16 protein-coding genes and 1 riboswitch are annotated in these 17408 nt (G+C 54.3%); of the genes, 5 read left to right on the forward strand and 11 right to left on the reverse strand.

The features are described 5' to 3' along the window. Window position 1: 1 nt before the first annotated feature. The 8 genes from KOI40_RS07630 to KOI40_RS07665 form a co-directional block, all read right to left on the reverse strand. A complete protein-coding gene (locus KOI40_RS07630; protein WP_216097016.1) occupies window positions 2–1477 on the reverse strand; it encodes a cobyric acid synthase in 1476 nt (491 codons plus the stop codon). 38 nt (window positions 1478–1515) lie between these two features. Continuing rightward, entirely contained in the window at window positions 1516–2205 is a 690-nt protein-coding gene (gene bluB, locus KOI40_RS07635; protein ID WP_216096888.1) for a 5,6-dimethylbenzimidazole synthase, read from the reverse strand. 44 nt (window positions 2206–2249) lie between these two features. Continuing rightward, a complete protein-coding gene (locus KOI40_RS07640) occupies window positions 2250–3173 on the reverse strand; it encodes a cobalamin-binding protein (RefSeq protein WP_216096889.1) in 924 nt (307 codons plus the stop codon). Then, window positions 3170–4255: a threonine-phosphate decarboxylase gene (locus tag KOI40_RS07645; protein WP_216096890.1), complete on the reverse strand. Its 1086-nt coding sequence runs from the start codon at window positions 4253–4255 to the stop codon at window positions 3170–3172. Before KOI40_RS07645 ends, KOI40_RS07640 begins: the two co-directional genes overlap by 4 nt. Window positions 4256–4322: 67 nt before the next feature. Then, window positions 4323–5288: an adenosylcobinamide-phosphate synthase CbiB gene (cbiB, locus tag KOI40_RS07650; protein WP_216096891.1), complete on the reverse strand. Its 966-nt coding sequence runs from the start codon at window positions 5286–5288 to the stop codon at window positions 4323–4325. Further along, window positions 5282–6067, reverse strand: coding sequence for a heme ABC transporter ATP-binding protein (locus tag KOI40_RS07655; protein ID WP_216096892.1), 786 nt, complete (start codon window positions 6065–6067; stop codon window positions 5282–5284). Before KOI40_RS07655 ends, cbiB begins: the two co-directional genes overlap by 7 nt. Next, complete coding sequence (locus KOI40_RS07660) at window positions 6067–7083, reverse strand: FecCD family ABC transporter permease (RefSeq protein WP_216096893.1); 1017 nt, start codon at window positions 7081–7083, stop codon at window positions 6067–6069. The genes KOI40_RS07655 and KOI40_RS07660 overlap by 1 nt, the downstream gene beginning before the upstream one ends. Before the next feature lie 135 nt (window positions 7084–7218). After that, a complete protein-coding gene (locus KOI40_RS07665) occupies window positions 7219–9102 on the reverse strand; it encodes a TonB-dependent receptor domain-containing protein (RefSeq protein WP_216096894.1) in 1884 nt (627 codons plus the stop codon). 162 nt (window positions 9103–9264) lie between these two features. Further along, window positions 9265–9430, reverse strand: a riboswitch (cobalamin riboswitch). A 228-nt stretch (window positions 9431–9658) separates the two neighbouring features. On the opposite strand from KOI40_RS07665, the gene KOI40_RS07670 reads away from it, so the two are divergent. Together KOI40_RS07670 and KOI40_RS07675 are read left to right on the forward strand one after the other, a co-directional pair. Next, window positions 9659–10060 (forward strand): PilZ domain-containing protein, encoded by a 402-nt coding sequence (locus KOI40_RS07670; RefSeq protein ID WP_216096896.1) that lies wholly within the window; start codon window positions 9659–9661, stop codon window positions 10058–10060. Window positions 10061–10106: 46 nt separating this feature from the next. Continuing rightward, a complete protein-coding gene (locus tag KOI40_RS07675; protein ID WP_216096897.1) occupies window positions 10107–10493 on the forward strand; it encodes a PilZ domain-containing protein in 387 nt (128 codons plus the stop codon). Window positions 10494–10499: 6 nt separating this feature from the next. On the opposite strand, the gene radA is transcribed toward KOI40_RS07675, so the two are convergent. After that, entirely contained in the window at window positions 10500–11873 is a 1374-nt protein-coding gene (radA, locus tag KOI40_RS07680) for a DNA repair protein RadA (protein WP_216096899.1), read from the reverse strand. Between the two features lie 160 nt (window positions 11874–12033). Here radA and KOI40_RS07685 point away from each other — a divergent pair, with 160 nt between their 5' ends. The 3 genes from KOI40_RS07685 (at window position 12034) to KOI40_RS07695 (ending at window position 14925) form a co-directional block, all read left to right on the forward strand. After that, entirely contained in the window at window positions 12034–13242 is a 1209-nt protein-coding gene (locus KOI40_RS07685) for a DnaT-like ssDNA-binding domain-containing protein (protein ID WP_216096901.1), read from the forward strand. Beyond that, complete coding sequence (locus KOI40_RS07690) at window positions 13220–13837, forward strand: replication protein P (protein WP_216096902.1); 618 nt, start codon at window positions 13220–13222, stop codon at window positions 13835–13837. Before KOI40_RS07685 ends, KOI40_RS07690 begins: the two co-directional genes overlap by 23 nt. A gap of 194 nt (window positions 13838–14031) precedes the next feature. Then, window positions 14032–14925 carry a glucosaminidase domain-containing protein gene (locus KOI40_RS07695; RefSeq protein ID WP_216096904.1) on the forward strand — a complete coding sequence of 298 codons (894 nt, stop codon included), beginning with the start codon at window positions 14032–14034 and terminating at the stop codon, window positions 14923–14925. An 89-nt stretch (window positions 14926–15014) separates the two neighbouring features. Here KOI40_RS07695 and KOI40_RS07700 read toward each other — a convergent pair whose 3' ends face one another. After that, window positions 15015–16226 (reverse strand): cyclic di-GMP phosphodiesterase, encoded by a 1212-nt coding sequence (locus tag KOI40_RS07700; protein ID WP_216096906.1) that lies wholly within the window; start codon window positions 16224–16226, stop codon window positions 15015–15017. Between the two features lie 39 nt (window positions 16227–16265). Beyond that, window positions 16266–17288: a polysaccharide deacetylase family protein gene (locus KOI40_RS07705; RefSeq protein WP_216096908.1), complete on the reverse strand. Its 1023-nt coding sequence runs from the start codon at window positions 17286–17288 to the stop codon at window positions 16266–16268. Window positions 17289–17408 lie beyond the last annotated feature (120 nt).

Consider the following 17408-nt stretch of genomic DNA (forward strand, 5'->3'; position numbering starts at 1 on the left):
ATCAGTCATTATACAGAAAATCCGGCAATACCTGATTCCAGCGCGACCAGTCCATGGCCTCTTCGACCGAGTCACTCAGACGCTGCACCTCCCTTTCTCTCAGCGCCTCATAATCAAACTGTTCTACTACATTCAAACCCGCCCACTGCAGCAGTTTTTCCAGCGCTCCCTGCTGGTCAAACAGACCGTGCAGATAGGTTCCATAAATGGTGTTGTCCTGATTGATGGCGCCATCGGGCTGCCGGGTATCCGTGGCCGCCTCCAGATACACCGCCGGGGTTTTCAACGCTTCGCCTGTTGTCACGCCGGCATGAATTTCATAACCGCTGACGGGCGTGATTCCATCAAACAACACCCCGGCGCGATTGACCAGCTGCTTGCTGGGAAACAGGCGGGTCTCCATGGACAACCAACCCAGGCCATCAAGGCTTTCCGGCTCGCCTTCAATGCCCTCGGGATCGTGAATTTTCTCACCCAGCATTTGATAACCGCCACAGATGCCCATCAATTTGCCACCATAGCGCAGATGACGCGCAATGGCTTCGGGCCAGCCCTGTTGCTGCAGAAATTTCAAATCGGCAATCACACTTTTACTGCCCGGCAGTACGATTAAATCCGCTGGCGGTATTGCCTGATCGGGTCCGACAAAATGAAACTCAACCTGCGGGTGTAATCGCAGAGCATCAAAATCCGTGTGATTACTGATACGCGGCAACGCCGGTACAACCACGGTAAGTTTTTGTTGCTGGTAGGCGTCGCTGGCTTCAGTGTTTGCGGTCAATGCATCTTCCGCTTCCAGATGAAAGCCTTTCAGGTAGGGCAAGACCGCCAGCACGGGCTTGCCTGTTCGTTGCTCCAACCATGTCAGACCCGATTCCAGCAAACCGATATCACCGCGAAACCGGTTGATCACAAAACCGGCCACCCGGGCCTGCTCTGAAGGCGACAATAATTCCAGCGTGCCCACCAGATGCGCAAACACTCCGCCTTTATCAATATCGGCAATCAAGATGACCGGGCAATCGGCTTCCTCGGCAAATCCCATGTTGGCAATATCCCGATCGCGCAAATTGATCTCTGCCGGACTGCCGGCGCCTTCGACAAACACATATTGGTACTGGTCACACAAACGCTGATGCGACTCCATGACCGCCGCCATGGCTACGGTTTTATAGTCGTGGTATACCGCCGCCTCCATGTTCGTCACGGCTTTTCCGTGGACAATGACCTGAGCACCGGTATCGCTGTTGGGCTTGAGCAGCACGGGATTCATATCCGTATGTGGCTCAAGTCCTGCTGCAAAAGCCTGTACCGCCTGAGCGCGCCCGATTTCCCCGCCATCGACAGTGACCGCACTGTTGAGCGCCATATTTTGCGGCTTAAATGGCACCACTGACATGTTTTTCCGGGCGAAAATGCGGCACAACGCAGTCACCAAAGTACTTTTACCGGCATCGGAGGTTGTGCCCTGTACCATCAGGGTTTGCTTTTTTGACAGTTTGTTCACGCTTAAACTCACAGTTGATCATCCCACTGTTGCTGAGCCCTGGCAGCCTTATCCGGCTCCCAGGTATCGCACATGACATAGTCGGTTAATTTACCGCGGCTGGCCCAGCCCTCTTTTATCAGCATGGGTTGATCGTAAAATTCATCGACGTGTCCCAGACACAGTATTCCGATCGGCTCAGCGCCTTCAGGAATGGAGAGGACATCACGGACATCCTGCGGATCAAAAATGGACACCCAGCCCATGCCCAGCCCCTCTGCGCGAGCCGCCAGCCAGATATTTTGTATCGCGCAGGACGCGGAGGCCAAATCCATATCAGGCAGCGTTCGCCGGCCAAAAACGTGTCGCTCCCGCTGCTCCATCAACGTCACGACCCAGACTTCGCCACAATCGAGAATGCCCTGAACTTTGAGCTGCATAAACTCATCCGAGCGCTCCCCCATCGCCTCAGCAGTCTTGATCCTTTCCCGCTCGACAACCTGATGCAACAACCCTCGCAGATCCGGACGCAGGACACGAACAATCCGCCACGGTTGCATCAATCCAACACTGGGAGCACTGTGGGCGGCATGCAATAAACGCTCGATCAATTGCTCGTCGATCGGGTCATTGCGAAAGTGCCTCATATCGCGACGCTCGAAGATCGCTTTATACACGCCCTCTTTCGCTGCCGGATCAAACTCAAATTGTTCGGTCATACCCACCACTCTCAATTTCACCACGGCCTGCCAAGACCATGGCATTACGGATAATAAAAATCACGCGCCGCCTGCAGATGTTTGCACATGATTTGAGTTCCCTGCAGGACTCTCGGCGTATTGCGCTGGATAATATCCGGTGGAATAAACTTTAATTGCTCATTGCTGACAGCCTGCAGACTGGGCCAGCGGCGCCAGTCATCCAGCCATTCCGGGCGGGCCTCACCCATGCCGCTGGCGACGATCACCTGAGGATTAACCCGTAATACGGATTCCACACTGACCTGCGGTGACAGGGTTTGCGCTGTTGAAAACACATTGCGCCCCCCGCACAAACGAATCACATCGCTGATCAAGTGGTCACCATTGAGTGTTTGCAGAGGATCATTCCAAACCTGGTAAAACACACTCACCGGTTCGCGCCCCGAATAAGTTTTGGCCAGTTCTGCCAGCGTCGAATCGAATTTTTGTCGCTCCTGTCTGGCAATATCCGAGCCCGTCAGTACACCGATCTTTTCCATCGACTCGCCGATATCTCCCAGCTTTCGAGGTTCGGTAAAATACACCGGAATACCCAGCGCTTGAATGTGCGCCACCCGCTGCGGGCCATTACCTGAATACCAGGCCAGTACCAAATCCGGCTGCAAGCGCAAAATGGCTTCGGTACTAAAAGATTTGTACGTGCCTACCCGAGGTATCTGTTTGGCCGCTTGTGGATAGTCACTGTAGTTAACCGCCCCGATCAGTTTATCGCCACTGCCAACGGCATAGACGACTTCCACAATATGTGGCGCCAGCGCAATAATTCGTTTGGCAGGATGCTTGAGGGTAATGACATTGCCAAGGTCGTCGGTTACCGAGACACCGTCTTCGGCCCGGGCATATCCAGTCACCAAGAAAGAGAGCAAAAGCACACTGGTCAGCCACCCCCATGCAGGAAAAAAATCAAACTGCCTGAAACGATTCAAGGGGCTTTCCTCAAGTTGACTTCCGGATCGGAATTCTGTGCGTCTTCATTCCATTGATCAAAGGCCATGGCAAGACGCAGCAGGCCGGCATCACTGGTCAATCCAATTCTCAGGCAGCGGACTTGCTCTTGCGGAGCAAAAACACGCACCAAAATGCCACGGTGTGCAAGAAAATCAAACATCTTGTTCAGGCGTGAATCCTCACCAAACAACGAAACGAACAACGGACCGGTTTTGATTTGCAGGTCAGCTTCATTTTCCAATTTATCCTGTACCAGATTGGTCAACCGTTCACAGTAATAGTTGATTCGGTGACGCTGAAGACACTGCCAGTCGTGATCCTTGAGCATTCGCTCACCTAACCACTGAGCTGGATTAGACACGCCCCACAAAATCAATCGCTGTTGCAACTGGCTTCTCAGGCGATCGCCGGTAATCACAAAACCAAGACGCAAGCCAGCCATGCCAAAAAACTTGCCAACCGACCGCAACACCACCAGATTTTCCCGAACACCCAATGTCAGTGCACTGTTACCCTGTTGAGAGGCATCAGCAAAAGCCTCATCCACAACAAGATACCCATCTCTGGCGAATAAACGTTGCTGCCAGCTCTGTAACTGAGCAATGGTTATGTCATCAGCACTGGGATTGTTGGGATTGATTGCAAGCACGTGATGTACGCGGCCGGTTTCCAGCAAAAAATCCACTTCACGGGTCGTGCGGTAATAAACGATATTAAACCCGGCACGAGACCAGCAGCGGGCATGCTCGCCGTATCCCCAATAAGGGATAGCTACCGTTTTGGATTCTTTCGAATGCCCCTTCAAACATTCAGGCAACAGTTCAATGGCAACCTGACTGCCAGCCACGGCCATAATGCTGTCGGCATTACAGCCATAGAACTCGGCAGCGGCCGCACACAAGGCATCGGAAGACTCGGGCAAACGCTGCCATATGTGTACCGGCACATAGTCTACCGGCCAGCTCCAGGGAGCAATACCCGTGGATAAATCCAGCCAGTCTACGTCGACATCAGGATATTGCGATTTGATTTTGTTCAGCTGACCACCGTGATTCAGCATTGCTTACAACCTTTGGCACATGCGCACCGATTCTGAGCGGGCAATCGATGAGGATCCCGACTCGCGCTCATAAAAAAACTGATCCCTTGACCCAAATGACGATCCACACTGTCAACCATGATCCAATCCATAACATCACGGTTTTATCCACAAGCTGAATGCTGCGATTGATATCTCTGATCACTGCCGCACGCCCAGCGCCCATTGTCGGACGCGACTGCCACTGCCCGTGATAATAAGCGCCGCCGCCCAGCTCTATACCCAAACCGCCGGCACCGCTGCACATGACCGGGCCGCCGTTGGGACTGGCACAATCGGCAGCCTGCTGTTTCCAGCAGCGCAAAGCGGTGGCTGTATGCCCAAGCAGCGCATAACTCAGTGCCGTCAATCGTGCGGGAGCCCAGTTTAGGAGATCATCCAGTTTTGCACTGACAAAACCAAAAGCCGCGTAACGCTCGGTACGATAGCCCCACATGGCATCCAGTGTATTGGCCAGCCGATACATCACTGCACCTGCGGGCCCTGCCAGAATAAACCAAAAAAATGGCGCAAATATGGCATCGCTGCCGTTCTCCAGCATTGACTCGATGGTCGCACGTGACACTGCCGACTCATCCATCGCATCGGTATCACGGCTGACAATGCGCGAGACCTGTTCCCGGGCCGCTTCCAGCCCTTCACGGGAAAAGGCCTCCACCACAGACAGGCCATGTTCCCGCAGACTTTGCCAGCCAATGCTGAGGTACAAGGCGATCACGGCCAGCAATATTTCGGCAAGGAGACTTAACTCACCACTGAACCACACCAGCGCAATCATCAATGGCAATGGCACGACGAGAAGCAACCAGGCCAGACCACCCAATACTAACCTGCCGACCGACTCAGAGCCCCGCCACCAATTGCAACGCCGCTCCAGCCACATGGCCAAGTTGCCAAATCCTACCAAAGGATGCAAACGGCGCGGCTCACCCAACAGTCTGTCCAGCAGGAACGCCAGAATCACTGCGACGGCTAACACTGTGACTGTTAGCATAACAACCAGGGTCTCCCGGTTTCCGGATGGGTCACACGATGAAACGCCACCTGAAACACGTCTTGCAAAAGGTCTTCCTGCAGCACTTCATCCGGCGAACCAAAAGCCCGCAGCTGACCGCAACACATCAGTACCAGCTGATCGGCACACTGGGCCGCCAGGTTTAAGTCATGCATCGCCGTGACCACAGCACAGCCCCGTGACGAATGTTCTCGCAACAATCTGCCCACCATTTGCTGATGGGCGTAATCCAGGGCCGAAGTCGGCTCATCCAGAATAACCACCCGATCCCCATCGTCTTCACTCTGCCACACTTGCGCCAAAACCCGCGCCAGCTGAACCCGTTGTTTCTCACCACCCGACAAACTGGTGTAAGCCTGCTGACGCAGATACTCGGAGTCGGTACTGCGAAGCGCCTGCGTCACGATGTCCCGATCCACAATCAGGCCGGTGTTATGAGGCGTACGCCCCAGCATCACCACCTCTTCCACCGTAAACGGGAAATTCAACAGGGACTGCTGTGGTAACACCGCCATATGGAGGGCTTTCTCTGCCGGAGGACAGGCGGAGAGCAACCGGTTGTTGAAACGCACTTCACCGGACTGAGGGACGATTTCACCGCTGGCAACCTTGAGCAATGATGATTTACCCGCACCATTGGGCCCAAGCACCACAACGACCTGGCCGGCACCCACTTCGAGACTCACGTCCTGCAGGATAGGGACAGGCTCTTGCTTGCCCGATTGATAACTCAGCTGAATATGTTGCAGTGAGAGCATTACACACCCTCCACGACATTGCGCTGGCGACGCAGCAGCGACAAAAAGAACGGCGCACCCAACACCGCGGTCACCACACCAATGGGCAACTCGCCGGGAGCCAGAACGTAGCGAGAACAGGCATCGGCCAGCACCAGCAGGATGGCGCCGGCCAGAGCCGCACAGGGAATCAAGCCGCGGTGATCCGGCCCAATGATCAAACGCACCATATGCGGTGTCACCAGCCCGACAAAGGCGATTGTGCCGGTTAACGCCACCGCCACACCGACGGCTAATGCCACCAGAATGATGATCTGAACTTTAACGCTATCCACATCAATGCCCAGGTGACGAGCCTCGGATTCACCCAGCAAAAGCGCATTCAGCGCGCGGCTGTATCGCGGAAACCAGCACAACAGTCCGCCCAACAGGACAAAGGCCAGAGCCACACGATTCCAGGAAGCACTGCTGAGCGAGCCCATCTGCCACAAACTGATCTGCCGCAACATGTGGTTGTCAGCGATAAAGCTGAAAAAGCTGTTTAACGCCCCGGCCAGGGCGCTGATGGCAATGCCCGCCAACAACATGGTGGCCACTGAAGTTCCACTCGCCGTTGCCGCCAATCGATACACCAGCCAGGTGGCCAAAGCTGCACCGATAAACGCACCCAGGGCGACAAAAGACACCCCCAACAACTCATGCATGCCAAACAAACCGGCACCCATCACGATCATAAAGCTGGCACCTGCCGAGGCCCCACTGGAGACACCAATCAGCGATGGATCTGCCAGCGGGTTGCGAAACAGCCCCTGCATCATCACCCCGGACACCGCCAGAGTCGCACCGATAATGGCAGCCATCAGGGTTCGTGGCAGACGTATCTGCTCAACGATCAATTGATTGGAAAAAGTCTGTGACTCCGCGCCCGAGACAAAAGGCAGGATAATTTCCGGCCCCACAACCAGCCCCACCGCAAGACTCAGAGGTAACATCACCAGCAAGATCAGCAGGAGTTTTTTGGGCGGTATGCGCGTCATAGGTTCGAGACTAACGTGAATTAAGGTTTTGTATAACGCTCAAAAGGAGGCGTGCGCCTCCTTTGATCATTAAACAGTTGCCAACTTGGGGACAGCACATTCTTGCCTCATCCACGAGTTGGCGTTTTCAGCGGCTTACATGTTATAGGTAACACCGACTTTAAAGCCACGACCTTCTTCATTGAAACCGAGGCGTTCCTGATACTCTTTATCCAGCGCATTGGTCAGCGTGGCATCAAGAATCAAGTCGTCCGAGAAAGCGTAACTCGCACGCACATCCACCAGTCCGTAACCAGGCAGTTGTGGTTCGGCACTGGAGTTGGTCATACGATCACTGCGCGCCTTGATTCTGGTACCTAGAGTCAAGGCCCCAACACGATAGTCCACATCCACATTGAAAATGCGACGCGCACGGTTTGCCAAGCGATCATCCGTAGCCAGATCATCCGCATCAATCCAGGTGTAATTGGCATTGGCTGACAAAGCCCCCAATTGATAACCGTAACTCAACTCAAAACCTTTGATGCGGACATCATCCAGATTGCTCGGCGTCCACTGACCATAATAGTTGGCTGGATCCACTGGAGCCCAGTCAATCAAACCGTCAATACGGTTCTTGAACACAGCCCCACTGAGTGAGTGGGCACCGCGATTCCACTTAACAGCCAGCTCCATGTTTTCACTTTCTTCCGGAGTCAAATCAGGGTTTCCGATACCGTAAGGACCGGCTGGCCAATAGAGGTCATTGAACGTAGGCGCATGGAATGCGGTTCCCCAACTGGCAATCACACGAGAGCTCTCTGTCAGCTGATATCCCCAGCTAATGGACTCGGTATTGTGAGAGCCAAAAGCCTCGTTGTCATCGTTTCGCAACCCCAGCAGGAACTGATGATTACCCAGCGTCACCTGAGCCTCACCGAAAAATGCCGTGTTGTCGCGACTGTCCTGTGACAGATCACCGGTGGACTTGACCCGGTCGTTGTAGTACTCAGTGCCCACCACCAGCGTCAGGGTATCGTTAAACGCATAATTACCCTGCACGAGATAGGTATCACGAGTAGTTTTAAAGGAGCTCTCGAGACTCACAAGTTCCTGAGGCGTGGCACCATCATCACTGCTTTCCGACAAATCCACAGAGCGTGCCACCTGTCCCTTGAGAAGAAACTGATCCGTCACTTGCCAGTCAGTCAGCAGGTTCAACACTTCCACGCGACTGTTTTGATAAGGCAAGCACACACCAGAACTGTTGGAACAACGAACATCGTCACCTTCGCTTTCGCCTTTATCGAGCTGGTAGCTCAGGCTGCTGGTCAACGTATCCGTCCAGTTATGGGTCACATTGGCCGCTACATGGGTATTGCGATAGTGATCATTGTCATCATTACCAAAGGCGTTGTCCTCACGACGATCAAAACCATCGAGTGTTTCGTGCCCCAGAGACAGGTTCCAGCGTGTTGCTTCACTGCTGCCTGCCAGTCGAGCCTGTATCCGGCTCCATTCCTGACTGCCATATTCCGCCTGAATTTTCAGCGGTGACTGCTGCTGTTTTTTCGTGATGATATTAATGACGCCACTGATGGCATCAGAACCATACAGACTTGAAGAGGCTCCTCGTACCAGTTCCACACGCTCGATATTGCTGACGTCGATCATTTCAATCGCCGTATTACCGTTGGTCGCCGAGTTGATTCTTACCCCATCAACCAGCACGAGGGTATGGTTGGTATTGCCACCGCGCACAAAAATGCCGGTATTTGTTCCGGGACCACCGGAAGAGACGCTTTCAACCGACGTCATGCGCGATAACAGATCACCCATTTGGGAAATTTGCAGGCGATCAATATCAGCGGCGGTCACAACACTGACCGGCGCCATCACCTGAGACTGCGGGGTCTCAATGCGCGAGGCCGTGACAATCATGGTTTCGTCAACAGTGGTATCTGCAGCGTTCGCGAAAGTCGCACTCATGGCGGCAGTACTCGCGATGACTGCCGCGGAAAGAGTAGATAGGTTTTTCATGGTATTCCCCAATCGATTACTGGCCGTATCAGCCAGTGATTCAGTCGTGATTGAGGGAGGACAAAGAGCAGGGAAGGAGACAGTGTTTTTAAGGATAGTCTCGAATCCTACCGATAAAGCCCTCCGCTTCATCGTTAAGCACGTGAATCCAGCCAGCTGGTATCACCTGCGTCATTCAAGGCCGGTATCGGGCTTATAATCTGCAAGCAGATTAATCACCGTTGCGGGGGCAGCGTTGGTTTAACCCGGTATCACCGAGCGCACCACTCTTCCCGTTTACCTCAGTTTCCGAAAACCGGTCACCGAGCACCTTCAATAACGCCGCGCAGACTAAGGTTCACCTTCAGTTTAGTCAATAGTTGGTGAGCGTTTTTATCAATATAGCGTGTAAATTCCCACGGTAATTGACATATGCGCTCACCTGGACCTCTCTCTAAAAACACCGGAGATCAACGCCACAAGACCGAGAACTGCATCGTATTTTTGAGCAAACACACGCTCCGGGAGCAAAAGGCTTCTACACTTGTAGCAACGACGCTTTACCGAGTACCGAATTGTGGCCACACCTCCAGTTATCGACCAAAACTCACCATCCAAACACTCTGAGCGCAGACGGTTCAGCCGTATCGCTTTTGATGCGGAGACCCGGCTTTCCCAGGGCACACAACGATGGCCCTGCCAATTGCTGGATATCTCCCTCAAGGGCCTGCTGATTCAGGAACCGGAGTCCTGCACACTGGACGACAGCCAGCCGCTGCAGGTCACCATCAGTCTCTCGGAGGAGATACAGATCCAGCTGGAAGCGGTTCTGTCGTGGCATAAAGATGGCCAAATGGGACTTGCCATCCAGCGTCTCGACACCGAGAGCATCAGCCATTTACGGCGGCTTATTGAATTGAATCTGGGGGATACCGAGGCCGCTGATCGGGAGCTGCTCGCGCTGATTACACCCGACTGACAGTGTGCGGAAGTTATTGGCAAACACCGATTCAAAGGAGGCTCGCATGCCCGCAGTCAATATCAACTCACAGGAGCGGCGCTATTTCCCCAGAGTGGGATTTCGCGGATACGCTTCCATGATAACCACCCACCAAAAATGGCCGGTGCATATTATTGATCTGTCGTTTAACGGAGCCCTGGTAGCTCTGATCCACAAGCACGAAGTGGATCTGGGGGAAGAAGTGGTCATCACCCTGGAAACCGACGATGGCGATCCCATCAAGATGCACGGCAAGATCGCCCACCAGAAAAATCATTTCATTGGCGTTGAGTGCCGCGCCAACAGCATCGACCACCAGGCCCGCCTGCGCGAGCTGGTTGGCCGCAACCAAAAGCCCTCGGAACTGCACCGCAGTCTGGAGAATATTCTCACGGACAACGATGAGCTCTGAGCCCCCTCAGTCAATCGCTGACAGAGCTTCCTGCAGGGTTTTGACGGCAATCACCTTGATTCCGGGAATCGCCTCACGTGGCGCGTTGCCCGCAGGCATAATGGCGGTTTTAAAACCGTGCTTTGCCGCCTCCCGCAGACGCTCCTGACCGCTGGGTACCGGCCGGATTTCACCGGAAAGACCCACTTCGCCAAACACCATCAGGTCGTGCCCCAACGGACGGTTGCGGAAACTGGACACCACCGCCAGCAGCAGAGCCAGATCGGCACTGGTCTCCATCACCCGGACGCCACCAACCACATTGATGAACACGTCCTGATCGCCGATCAACACGCCGCCGTGGCGGTGCAACACCGCCAACAACATATTCAGACGATTCTGATCCAGCCCCACGGCGACCCGGCGGGGATTGCCCTGATGGCTGTCATCCACCAGTGCCTGCACCTCAACCAGCAACGGACGAGTGCCTTCCCACACCACCATGACCACCGATCCCGCGGCGATTTCATCGGCGCGCTGCAGAAAGATCGCCGAGGGATTGCTGACCTCTTTCAGCCCCTGCTCGGTCATGGCAAAGACGCCAAGCTCATTCACGGCACCAAAGCGGTTTTTGCTGCCTCGCAAGGTGCGAAAACGGGAGTCGTGAGTGCCTTCCAGCAGAATCGAACAGTCGATCATATGCTCCAGCACCTTGGGACCAGCCAGACTGCCATCTTTGGTCACATGGCCCACCAGAATCAGCACGGTGCCAGTCTGCTTGGCAAAGCGCGTGAGGTAGGCGGCGCTTTCCCGAACCTGAGACACAGATCCCGGCGCCGACTGAATATCCGCCATGTGCATGACCTGAATGGAATCCACCACCATCACCTTGGGTTGCAGCTTTTGCGCGGTCGCCACCAGAGACTCGACACTGGTTTCCGACAGCATTTTCAATTTGTCTGTTGGCAGCCCCAAACGTCTGGCCCGCATGGCCACCTGTTGCAGGGATTCCTCCCCCGTACAGTAGAGCGACTCCCTATCCGAAGCCAGAAAGCACATGGTCTGCAAAAGAAGTGTGGACTTACCAGCGCCCGGATTACCGCCGATCAACACCACCGAGCCGGGCACCAGCCCTCCCCCCAACACCCGGTCAAACTCACCCGCGCCGGAAGAAAAACGGGGCAGAGCCTCAAGGTCGATTTCGGCCAGTGTCTGCAGTTCCGGAACCACCCCTGCGGCGCCAGCATAACCGGAGAACTTCTCGGTGCGATTGGCCGGAGTTGGCCCCAGACGCACCTCCGACAGGCTGTTCCAGCTGCCGCACTCACTGCACTGGCCCTGCCACTTGGTAAAGTCAGCACCGCATTCGCTGCACACATAGGCGGTTTTGCTTTTTGCCACCGTCAATTCCTCTAAAAAACAATGGCCGTATACTACTCGCCTGACCGCGCCCGAACCACCCCTCAACCGCTTCCCGCGCGACTTGCCAAAGGCCTCTGCCACGATAAAATCGAGTCAGGCGGCTAGCGACTCAACCGCCATAAAATGCTAAAGTTCGCCCATGACATCATCTCTGATCCCCGAACGTCCCATTCTGGTTTCCCCTTCTCTGGCCGCAACTATCGGCCTGGAGGAAGCCACCATGCTCAGCGTTCTGGATGAGCTGACCCGGCCGCTGCAGCCGGTATTCAGCCAGGGTTACCAGTGGTTTGAACTGAACGGCCAAACGCTCTACGTGGCGCTGCCGTTCTGGAATCAGCACGATATCAATCGCATCAGCCAGAGCCTGCGGGCCAAAGGCATTTTGCTGCTGCAGTCGGCTCCTTTTAATCAGAGCCAGCAGCTGATATTTGCCTTCAACGAAGCGCAGGCCGATGCGCGTGCTCAGACTTCTACAGCGATGCTGGCACAGGCAAATCAACCGCAGTCGCATCAGCTACAACCACACAACCACACTCAACCGAACAGGCAGCCGCATGCACGGCCGTCTGTCGCAGTGGGAGCCACCACCATTGCTCCCAACTGGCAACCGGACGCCGAGATGCTGGCGCGGATAGCGCAGCACAACATCCCTGAGCATTTTATTCGCGAGCAGCTGCCGGAGTTTGTCACCTTCTGGCGGGAAAGCGGTGAAGCCCATCGCTCCTGGGGAGCCAAGTTTCACCAGCATGTATTGCATCAGTGGCGTCAGCGCGAAACCTTTACCACGCAAAAAGACAGCGAAGTGGCCATGACCAGAGACTGGCGACCCAGCCCTGATGCCATGGACGTACTCACTCGCCACGCGGCCATACACCCGCAATTCATTGAAGATGCCATTCCGGAGTTTATTCTCTACTGGGCAGAGCGCGGTGAAAAATCACGCACCTGGAATACCAAGTTCATTCAGCACATTCGTCGTCAATGGGCCAGATACACCTCGGCACTGGAACACGACAGCGAGCCTCGTCGAATCCCCGAGAACTGGCAGCCGGGCAGCGACGTTTACGACATCCTGCGCATGGCAAATATTGATGTTAATTTTGCCCAGCAACTGCTGCCGGAGTTTTTAATTTTCTGGCGCGACAGCAATCAGGTTTACTCGTCGTGGAACACCAAGTTTTTGCAACACGTTAAATTTCACTGGGCCAAGCGACACTCCCTGAGTGCGTCTAACATCAACGCCCCACAAGGTCGAAATCATGAAGGACAGCAAACAACTACTCAATCAAGTCGAACAAGAGATCGCTCGATCGCAGAAGACCTCAATGACCGCAGCTGGGCCTTCTGATTCGAATCAAAACCACAGCGAACGCGCGCCCTCTTCCGAACTGATAGATGCCATCAATCAGGTGTTTGCCCTGTTCCGGATTAATTATCACAACCAGTACCACAGCGCCTTTGGCGATGTCGGCACCCTGAATCAGGCCAAACGCCTGTGGGTAGAATCCCTGCAACGCTTCAGCCCCGATGCCATTCTGCGCGGAGCGAAAAAAGCCATCGAAGAATCCGAATATCTGCCCACATTACACAAGATGATCGGTTTTTGTCAGGGATCACCAGAACTTCACGGCCTGCCCGATGTACACAGCGCCTACATTGAAGCCTGTCAGGCACCCAGCCCGAAAGCCGAATACTCCTGGAGCCACCCCGCGGTTTATCACGCAGGCAAGCTCAGTGACTGGTACTTTCTCAGCAGCAATGTCGAGCGCGTTGCCTTTCCCGTATTCCGCGATCATTACCGCACGCTGTGTGATCGGGTGGTACGCGGGGAAACCCTGCCCCCACCTGAAATCAAACGTCTGCCGGAAAAGACCGAAACACCACTGAGCAAAGACGAAAACCTCGAACGCCTGGCAGCGTTAAGAGATCAGCTAGGGCTCTAGCGTCAGAGATGGCATTTAGCCTCAGAGAGATAGAAATCCGAAAAGAATAACGCTCCTGAAAAGGAACCAACAAGCGAGGCGTCAGAGCCAAAGGCTACCCACGCCCCGCGACAGCGACCGCCACAAAACAAAGACAGCGCACACGAAAATGACTGCGTTGACACCGGCGCCGCAACCAGATCACGAGGTACACCTTGAACAACACCCCCAATTCAAAAACACCCTGGCTGGGCTACGCCTTCCTTGCTTACAGTCTGTTGTGTCTGTTTATGACCTTCGGCATTATCTATTGGCTTAACCACACCGAGGCATTTATCAGTTCACAAGCGGCCAAAGATCTCGCTCGCTCAGAAGTTCAGGTTGAAGACACCACCAGTCTTTATACAGAAGAGTCTATTCAAATTCCGACCAATATTCCGGCACTGAAACGCAATTTTTACAAACAGTTACTGCCGGCCATCAACCGACAAAATGCCAAAATCAAACAACAGCGCAGACAGTTGATCAAAATGGCTGAACGACAAAACGAGGGCAAGCCACTCACTCTCGAGCAGCAAGCCACACTGGAAACCTGGTCTCTGCGCTATCGCGCAGCTGAAGACCTGACGGATGAAGCTTTAGTGCAGGAATTGCTGGTTCGTGTTGATGTGGTGCCACCCTCCATGGCCCTGGCTCAGGCAGCCATGGAATCAGCCTGGGGACGTTCCCGCTTTGCCAAGGAAGCCAACAACTATTTTGGCCAGTGGTGTTTCACACCCGGTTGCGGCGTTGTTCCAAATCGTCGCAACCCGGGTGCCACTCATGAAGTCGCACGGTTTGACAGCCTGCAAGCAGCCGTTGCTGCCTATATGCTGAACATCAATTCTCATCCAGCCTATGAACAGGTGCGCCTTATCCGTGCCGAATCCAGAAGCCAGCAGCAAATGCTGGACAGCCTCAAGCTTGCACAGGGGCTGGAGAAATACTCAGAGAAAGGCACCGCCTACATCGACGACTTGAAAGGGATGATCCGCTACAACAAACTGAAACAGTTTGACCCACAGCCAACGGATACCAAAGGCAACTCAGCGGTAGCAGCGGACAGCTAGCGATTGCCGCTCGGGAAAGTGTAGTTTGCAGGATCCTGCTGGGAGGCAAAAAGTTAACCGCAGCCGGACGGTGACCGCCAGGACAAAAGTTATAAATAGTCTCTGACGTTCAAACCGAACTGCGACGGCGCCACGGCTCGCATGACTTCACCATACAGGTCCGTCTCTGCCAGACTCACCACTCTCTCTGAGATACGCTGTTGACGAATGCCATCGTACACCAGCTTCACTCGGGGCTGAGCTGGTCGGCCAGAGCTAACCTCCAGCACCACCGCCACATGCCCACTGCCCAGCTGCACCAGAGACCCAGCCGGATAAACGCCAACACAGCGAATCAACTGATAAACCAACTCTTTATCCAGATGATCCCCACTCCACTCCAGCATTTTTTTCAGGGCCGCATTGGGCTCGAGCCCTTGGTGATAGACACGGTCCGAGGTGATTGCATCGTACACGTCCACCACCGCTCCCATTCGGCCCTGCTGACTGATCTGTACAGCAGGTCGTGAATACGGATAACCCGTGCCATCCAGTCGCTCATGATGCTCGGCACAAATGGCCATGGCAATGTCCGGAAAGTTTTCGACCGTGCTGAGAGCCTCAATACCATAGTCCACATGGCGCTTCATCTCTTCCCACTCGGCCAGCTCGAGCTTGCCCGGCTTGTGGAGGATGCTTTCGGGCACACGGATTTTACCCACATCGTGAACGAACGCGCCCAGCACCATATGGTGGAGTTTTTCTGCACGATAGCCCAACGAACGCGCCAAAACACCCATCAACACAGCCACATTCATGGAGTGCTCCAGCAGATACTCATCCTTCTTGCCCATATACATGAGACTCAAAAGGACATTTTGGTTATTGACCAGAGACTCGGTGATATCGAGAGCAATTTCGTCTACGGCTTCGCGATCAATCGAGCGCCCCATTTTTACGTCATGCATTACATCGCTGACCAGTCGCAGTGCTTTGTCACGCACTCTGAGGGCGTTATCACGCTCATCTTCATAAGCGACTCGAGGAACAGGAAAGTCCTGGTCGCATTCCGGAAACGCGGTCGGTGACGCTTTAGGTTGATGTAACTGATCGAGCGGTATCCCTTCGGAACAATCATCGCCTTTGGCGACATCAATAAAACATTCAAGCATCCCCTGCTGGCGAAATCGCTCAATGGTATCTTCACGAGTGATCAGCCCCTGAGCCCTGAGGTTGGCTCCAGCCGCACAGGCTTCATCAACCCGGGTCACGTACATCCCGACCTTGAGCTGTTCCAGGCTAACTTTTTTGATTGTCGTCATTCACTCACGATTCCTGTCCGTACCACTTGGTGCTCTAAACTACTCTGGCGGCCACTCCCCCTGTTCGTTCGGCCGAAAAAAAGGCTGGGAAAACCAGTAAAACCGTCCTTTGCCGGCGGCGGCTGTACAGTTAATGCGGCTTCGCCCGGCCGGCAAGGCCCCGGTTAAGACCACATCCACCTGGTGATTATCCACCTGAGTTTGCACCCGGCCCTGTCCACTGGCGAAGCAGTTTATGCCCTTTGCCAACGCCTCAGACTCCACCGTCAAAACCAGCGACGGACGGCTATCGGTTATAGGCAATAAGGGGTCGATATCTGTATCAGGGGCTGCTTTAAGAGACACTGACTCCACAGGCATCGGCAAGCTGGAAACCTTTTGGGCAAAGTCACTGATGCCACCGTAATGCCCTCCAAAAGGGAAACGCGGCAAAGCCTGAGGAGAATGAATGCTCCCCAACGGCCCGGAATGCTGCCCAAAACCCACAAAACCCAGAGATTCGAGCAATTTCATCAAAGACAGATCATACTCGCCAAAAGGATACGCCAGTATGCGATGACTTTGTCCGGTCTCCTGCTTAATACGCTTTTCGGCCAAAACCAAATCTTCTTTAACCCTCTGACGCCATTTATGTTCAGTTTCACCGTCCAGCCTTCGGATCAAGTGGTCATGGCTGGTGGTGTGATTGGCAATGGTAGCGCCATTGGCGGCCATTTCCCGCAACTGCTTCCAACTGGCAAATCCCTTCCAATGCTCATCCAGGGGTTTGGTATTTACAAACACCGTAAATGGCCAGCCGCGTTTGCGCAGCTCGGGGTAGGCCTTGGTATACACACTCTCATAGCCGTCATCGAAGGTAATGGCCACCTGCTTTAAACGCTGCCCCTCGGTAGAGACATAACTGGCCAGAAGCTCTGGCAGGGCCACCACCTCATAGCCCTCTTGGGCCAGGTAGGCCATGTGCTCACGAAACAAGGTCGGGGAAGTGGATGTGGACGCCGGCGTCTCGTCAGACACATGGTGATACTGCAATACCACAGCAGCCTGCAGTGAATTACCCATCAGCAAGCACCCGCAGATCGACCACTTCAATATCAAGTTAATCGCTGTTCGCCACATTTCCTTACCCTTTTTCCACTTTTCCACAAAAACTCCCACAAAGATGACAGTATTTAGTTTATA

Origin of the sequence: Pseudomaricurvus albidus, assembly GCF_018863235.1 — a bacterium.
In the GTDB taxonomy this organism is placed as follows: domain Bacteria; phylum Pseudomonadota; class Gammaproteobacteria; order Pseudomonadales; family Cellvibrionaceae; genus Pseudomaricurvus; species Pseudomaricurvus albidus.

What these genes read in the sequence shown, in the direction of transcription:
- KOI40_RS07705 (WP_216096908.1), bottom strand. Translation starts at nt 17,288, where the DNA reads ATGGGTAATTCACTGCAGGCTGCTGTGGTATTGCAGTATCACCATGTG.
- bluB (WP_216096888.1), bottom strand. Translation starts at nt 2,205, where the DNA reads ATGACCGAACAATTTGAGTTTGATCCGGCAGCGAAAGAGGGCGTGTAT.
- KOI40_RS07645 (WP_216096890.1), bottom strand. Translation starts at nt 4,255, where the DNA reads ATGCTGAATCACGGTGGTCAGCTGAACAAAATCAAATCGCAATATCCT.
- KOI40_RS07630 (WP_216097016.1), bottom strand. Translation starts at nt 1,477, where the DNA reads ATGGTACAGGGCACAACCTCCGATGCCGGTAAAAGTACTTTGGTGACT.
- KOI40_RS07660 (WP_216096893.1), bottom strand. Translation starts at nt 7,083, where the DNA reads ATGACGCGCATACCGCCCAAAAAACTCCTGCTGATCTTGCTGGTGATG.
- KOI40_RS07675 (WP_216096897.1), top strand. Translation starts at nt 10,107, where the DNA reads ATGCCCGCAGTCAATATCAACTCACAGGAGCGGCGCTATTTCCCCAGA.
- cbiB (WP_216096891.1), bottom strand. Translation starts at nt 5,288, where the DNA reads ATGCTAACAGTCACAGTGTTAGCCGTCGCAGTGATTCTGGCGTTCCTG.
- KOI40_RS07655 (WP_216096892.1), bottom strand. Translation starts at nt 6,067, where the DNA reads ATGCTCTCACTGCAACATATTCAGCTGAGTTATCAATCGGGCAAGCAA.
- KOI40_RS07685 (WP_216096901.1), top strand. Translation starts at nt 12,034, where the DNA reads ATGACATCATCTCTGATCCCCGAACGTCCCATTCTGGTTTCCCCTTCT.
- KOI40_RS07690 (WP_216096902.1), top strand. Translation starts at nt 13,220, where the DNA reads ATGACCGCAGCTGGGCCTTCTGATTCGAATCAAAACCACAGCGAACGC.
- KOI40_RS07700 (WP_216096906.1), bottom strand. Translation starts at nt 16,226, where the DNA reads ATGACGACAATCAAAAAAGTTAGCCTGGAACAGCTCAAGGTCGGGATG.
- KOI40_RS07665 (WP_216096894.1), bottom strand. Translation starts at nt 9,102, where the DNA reads ATGAAAAACCTATCTACTCTTTCCGCGGCAGTCATCGCGAGTACTGCC.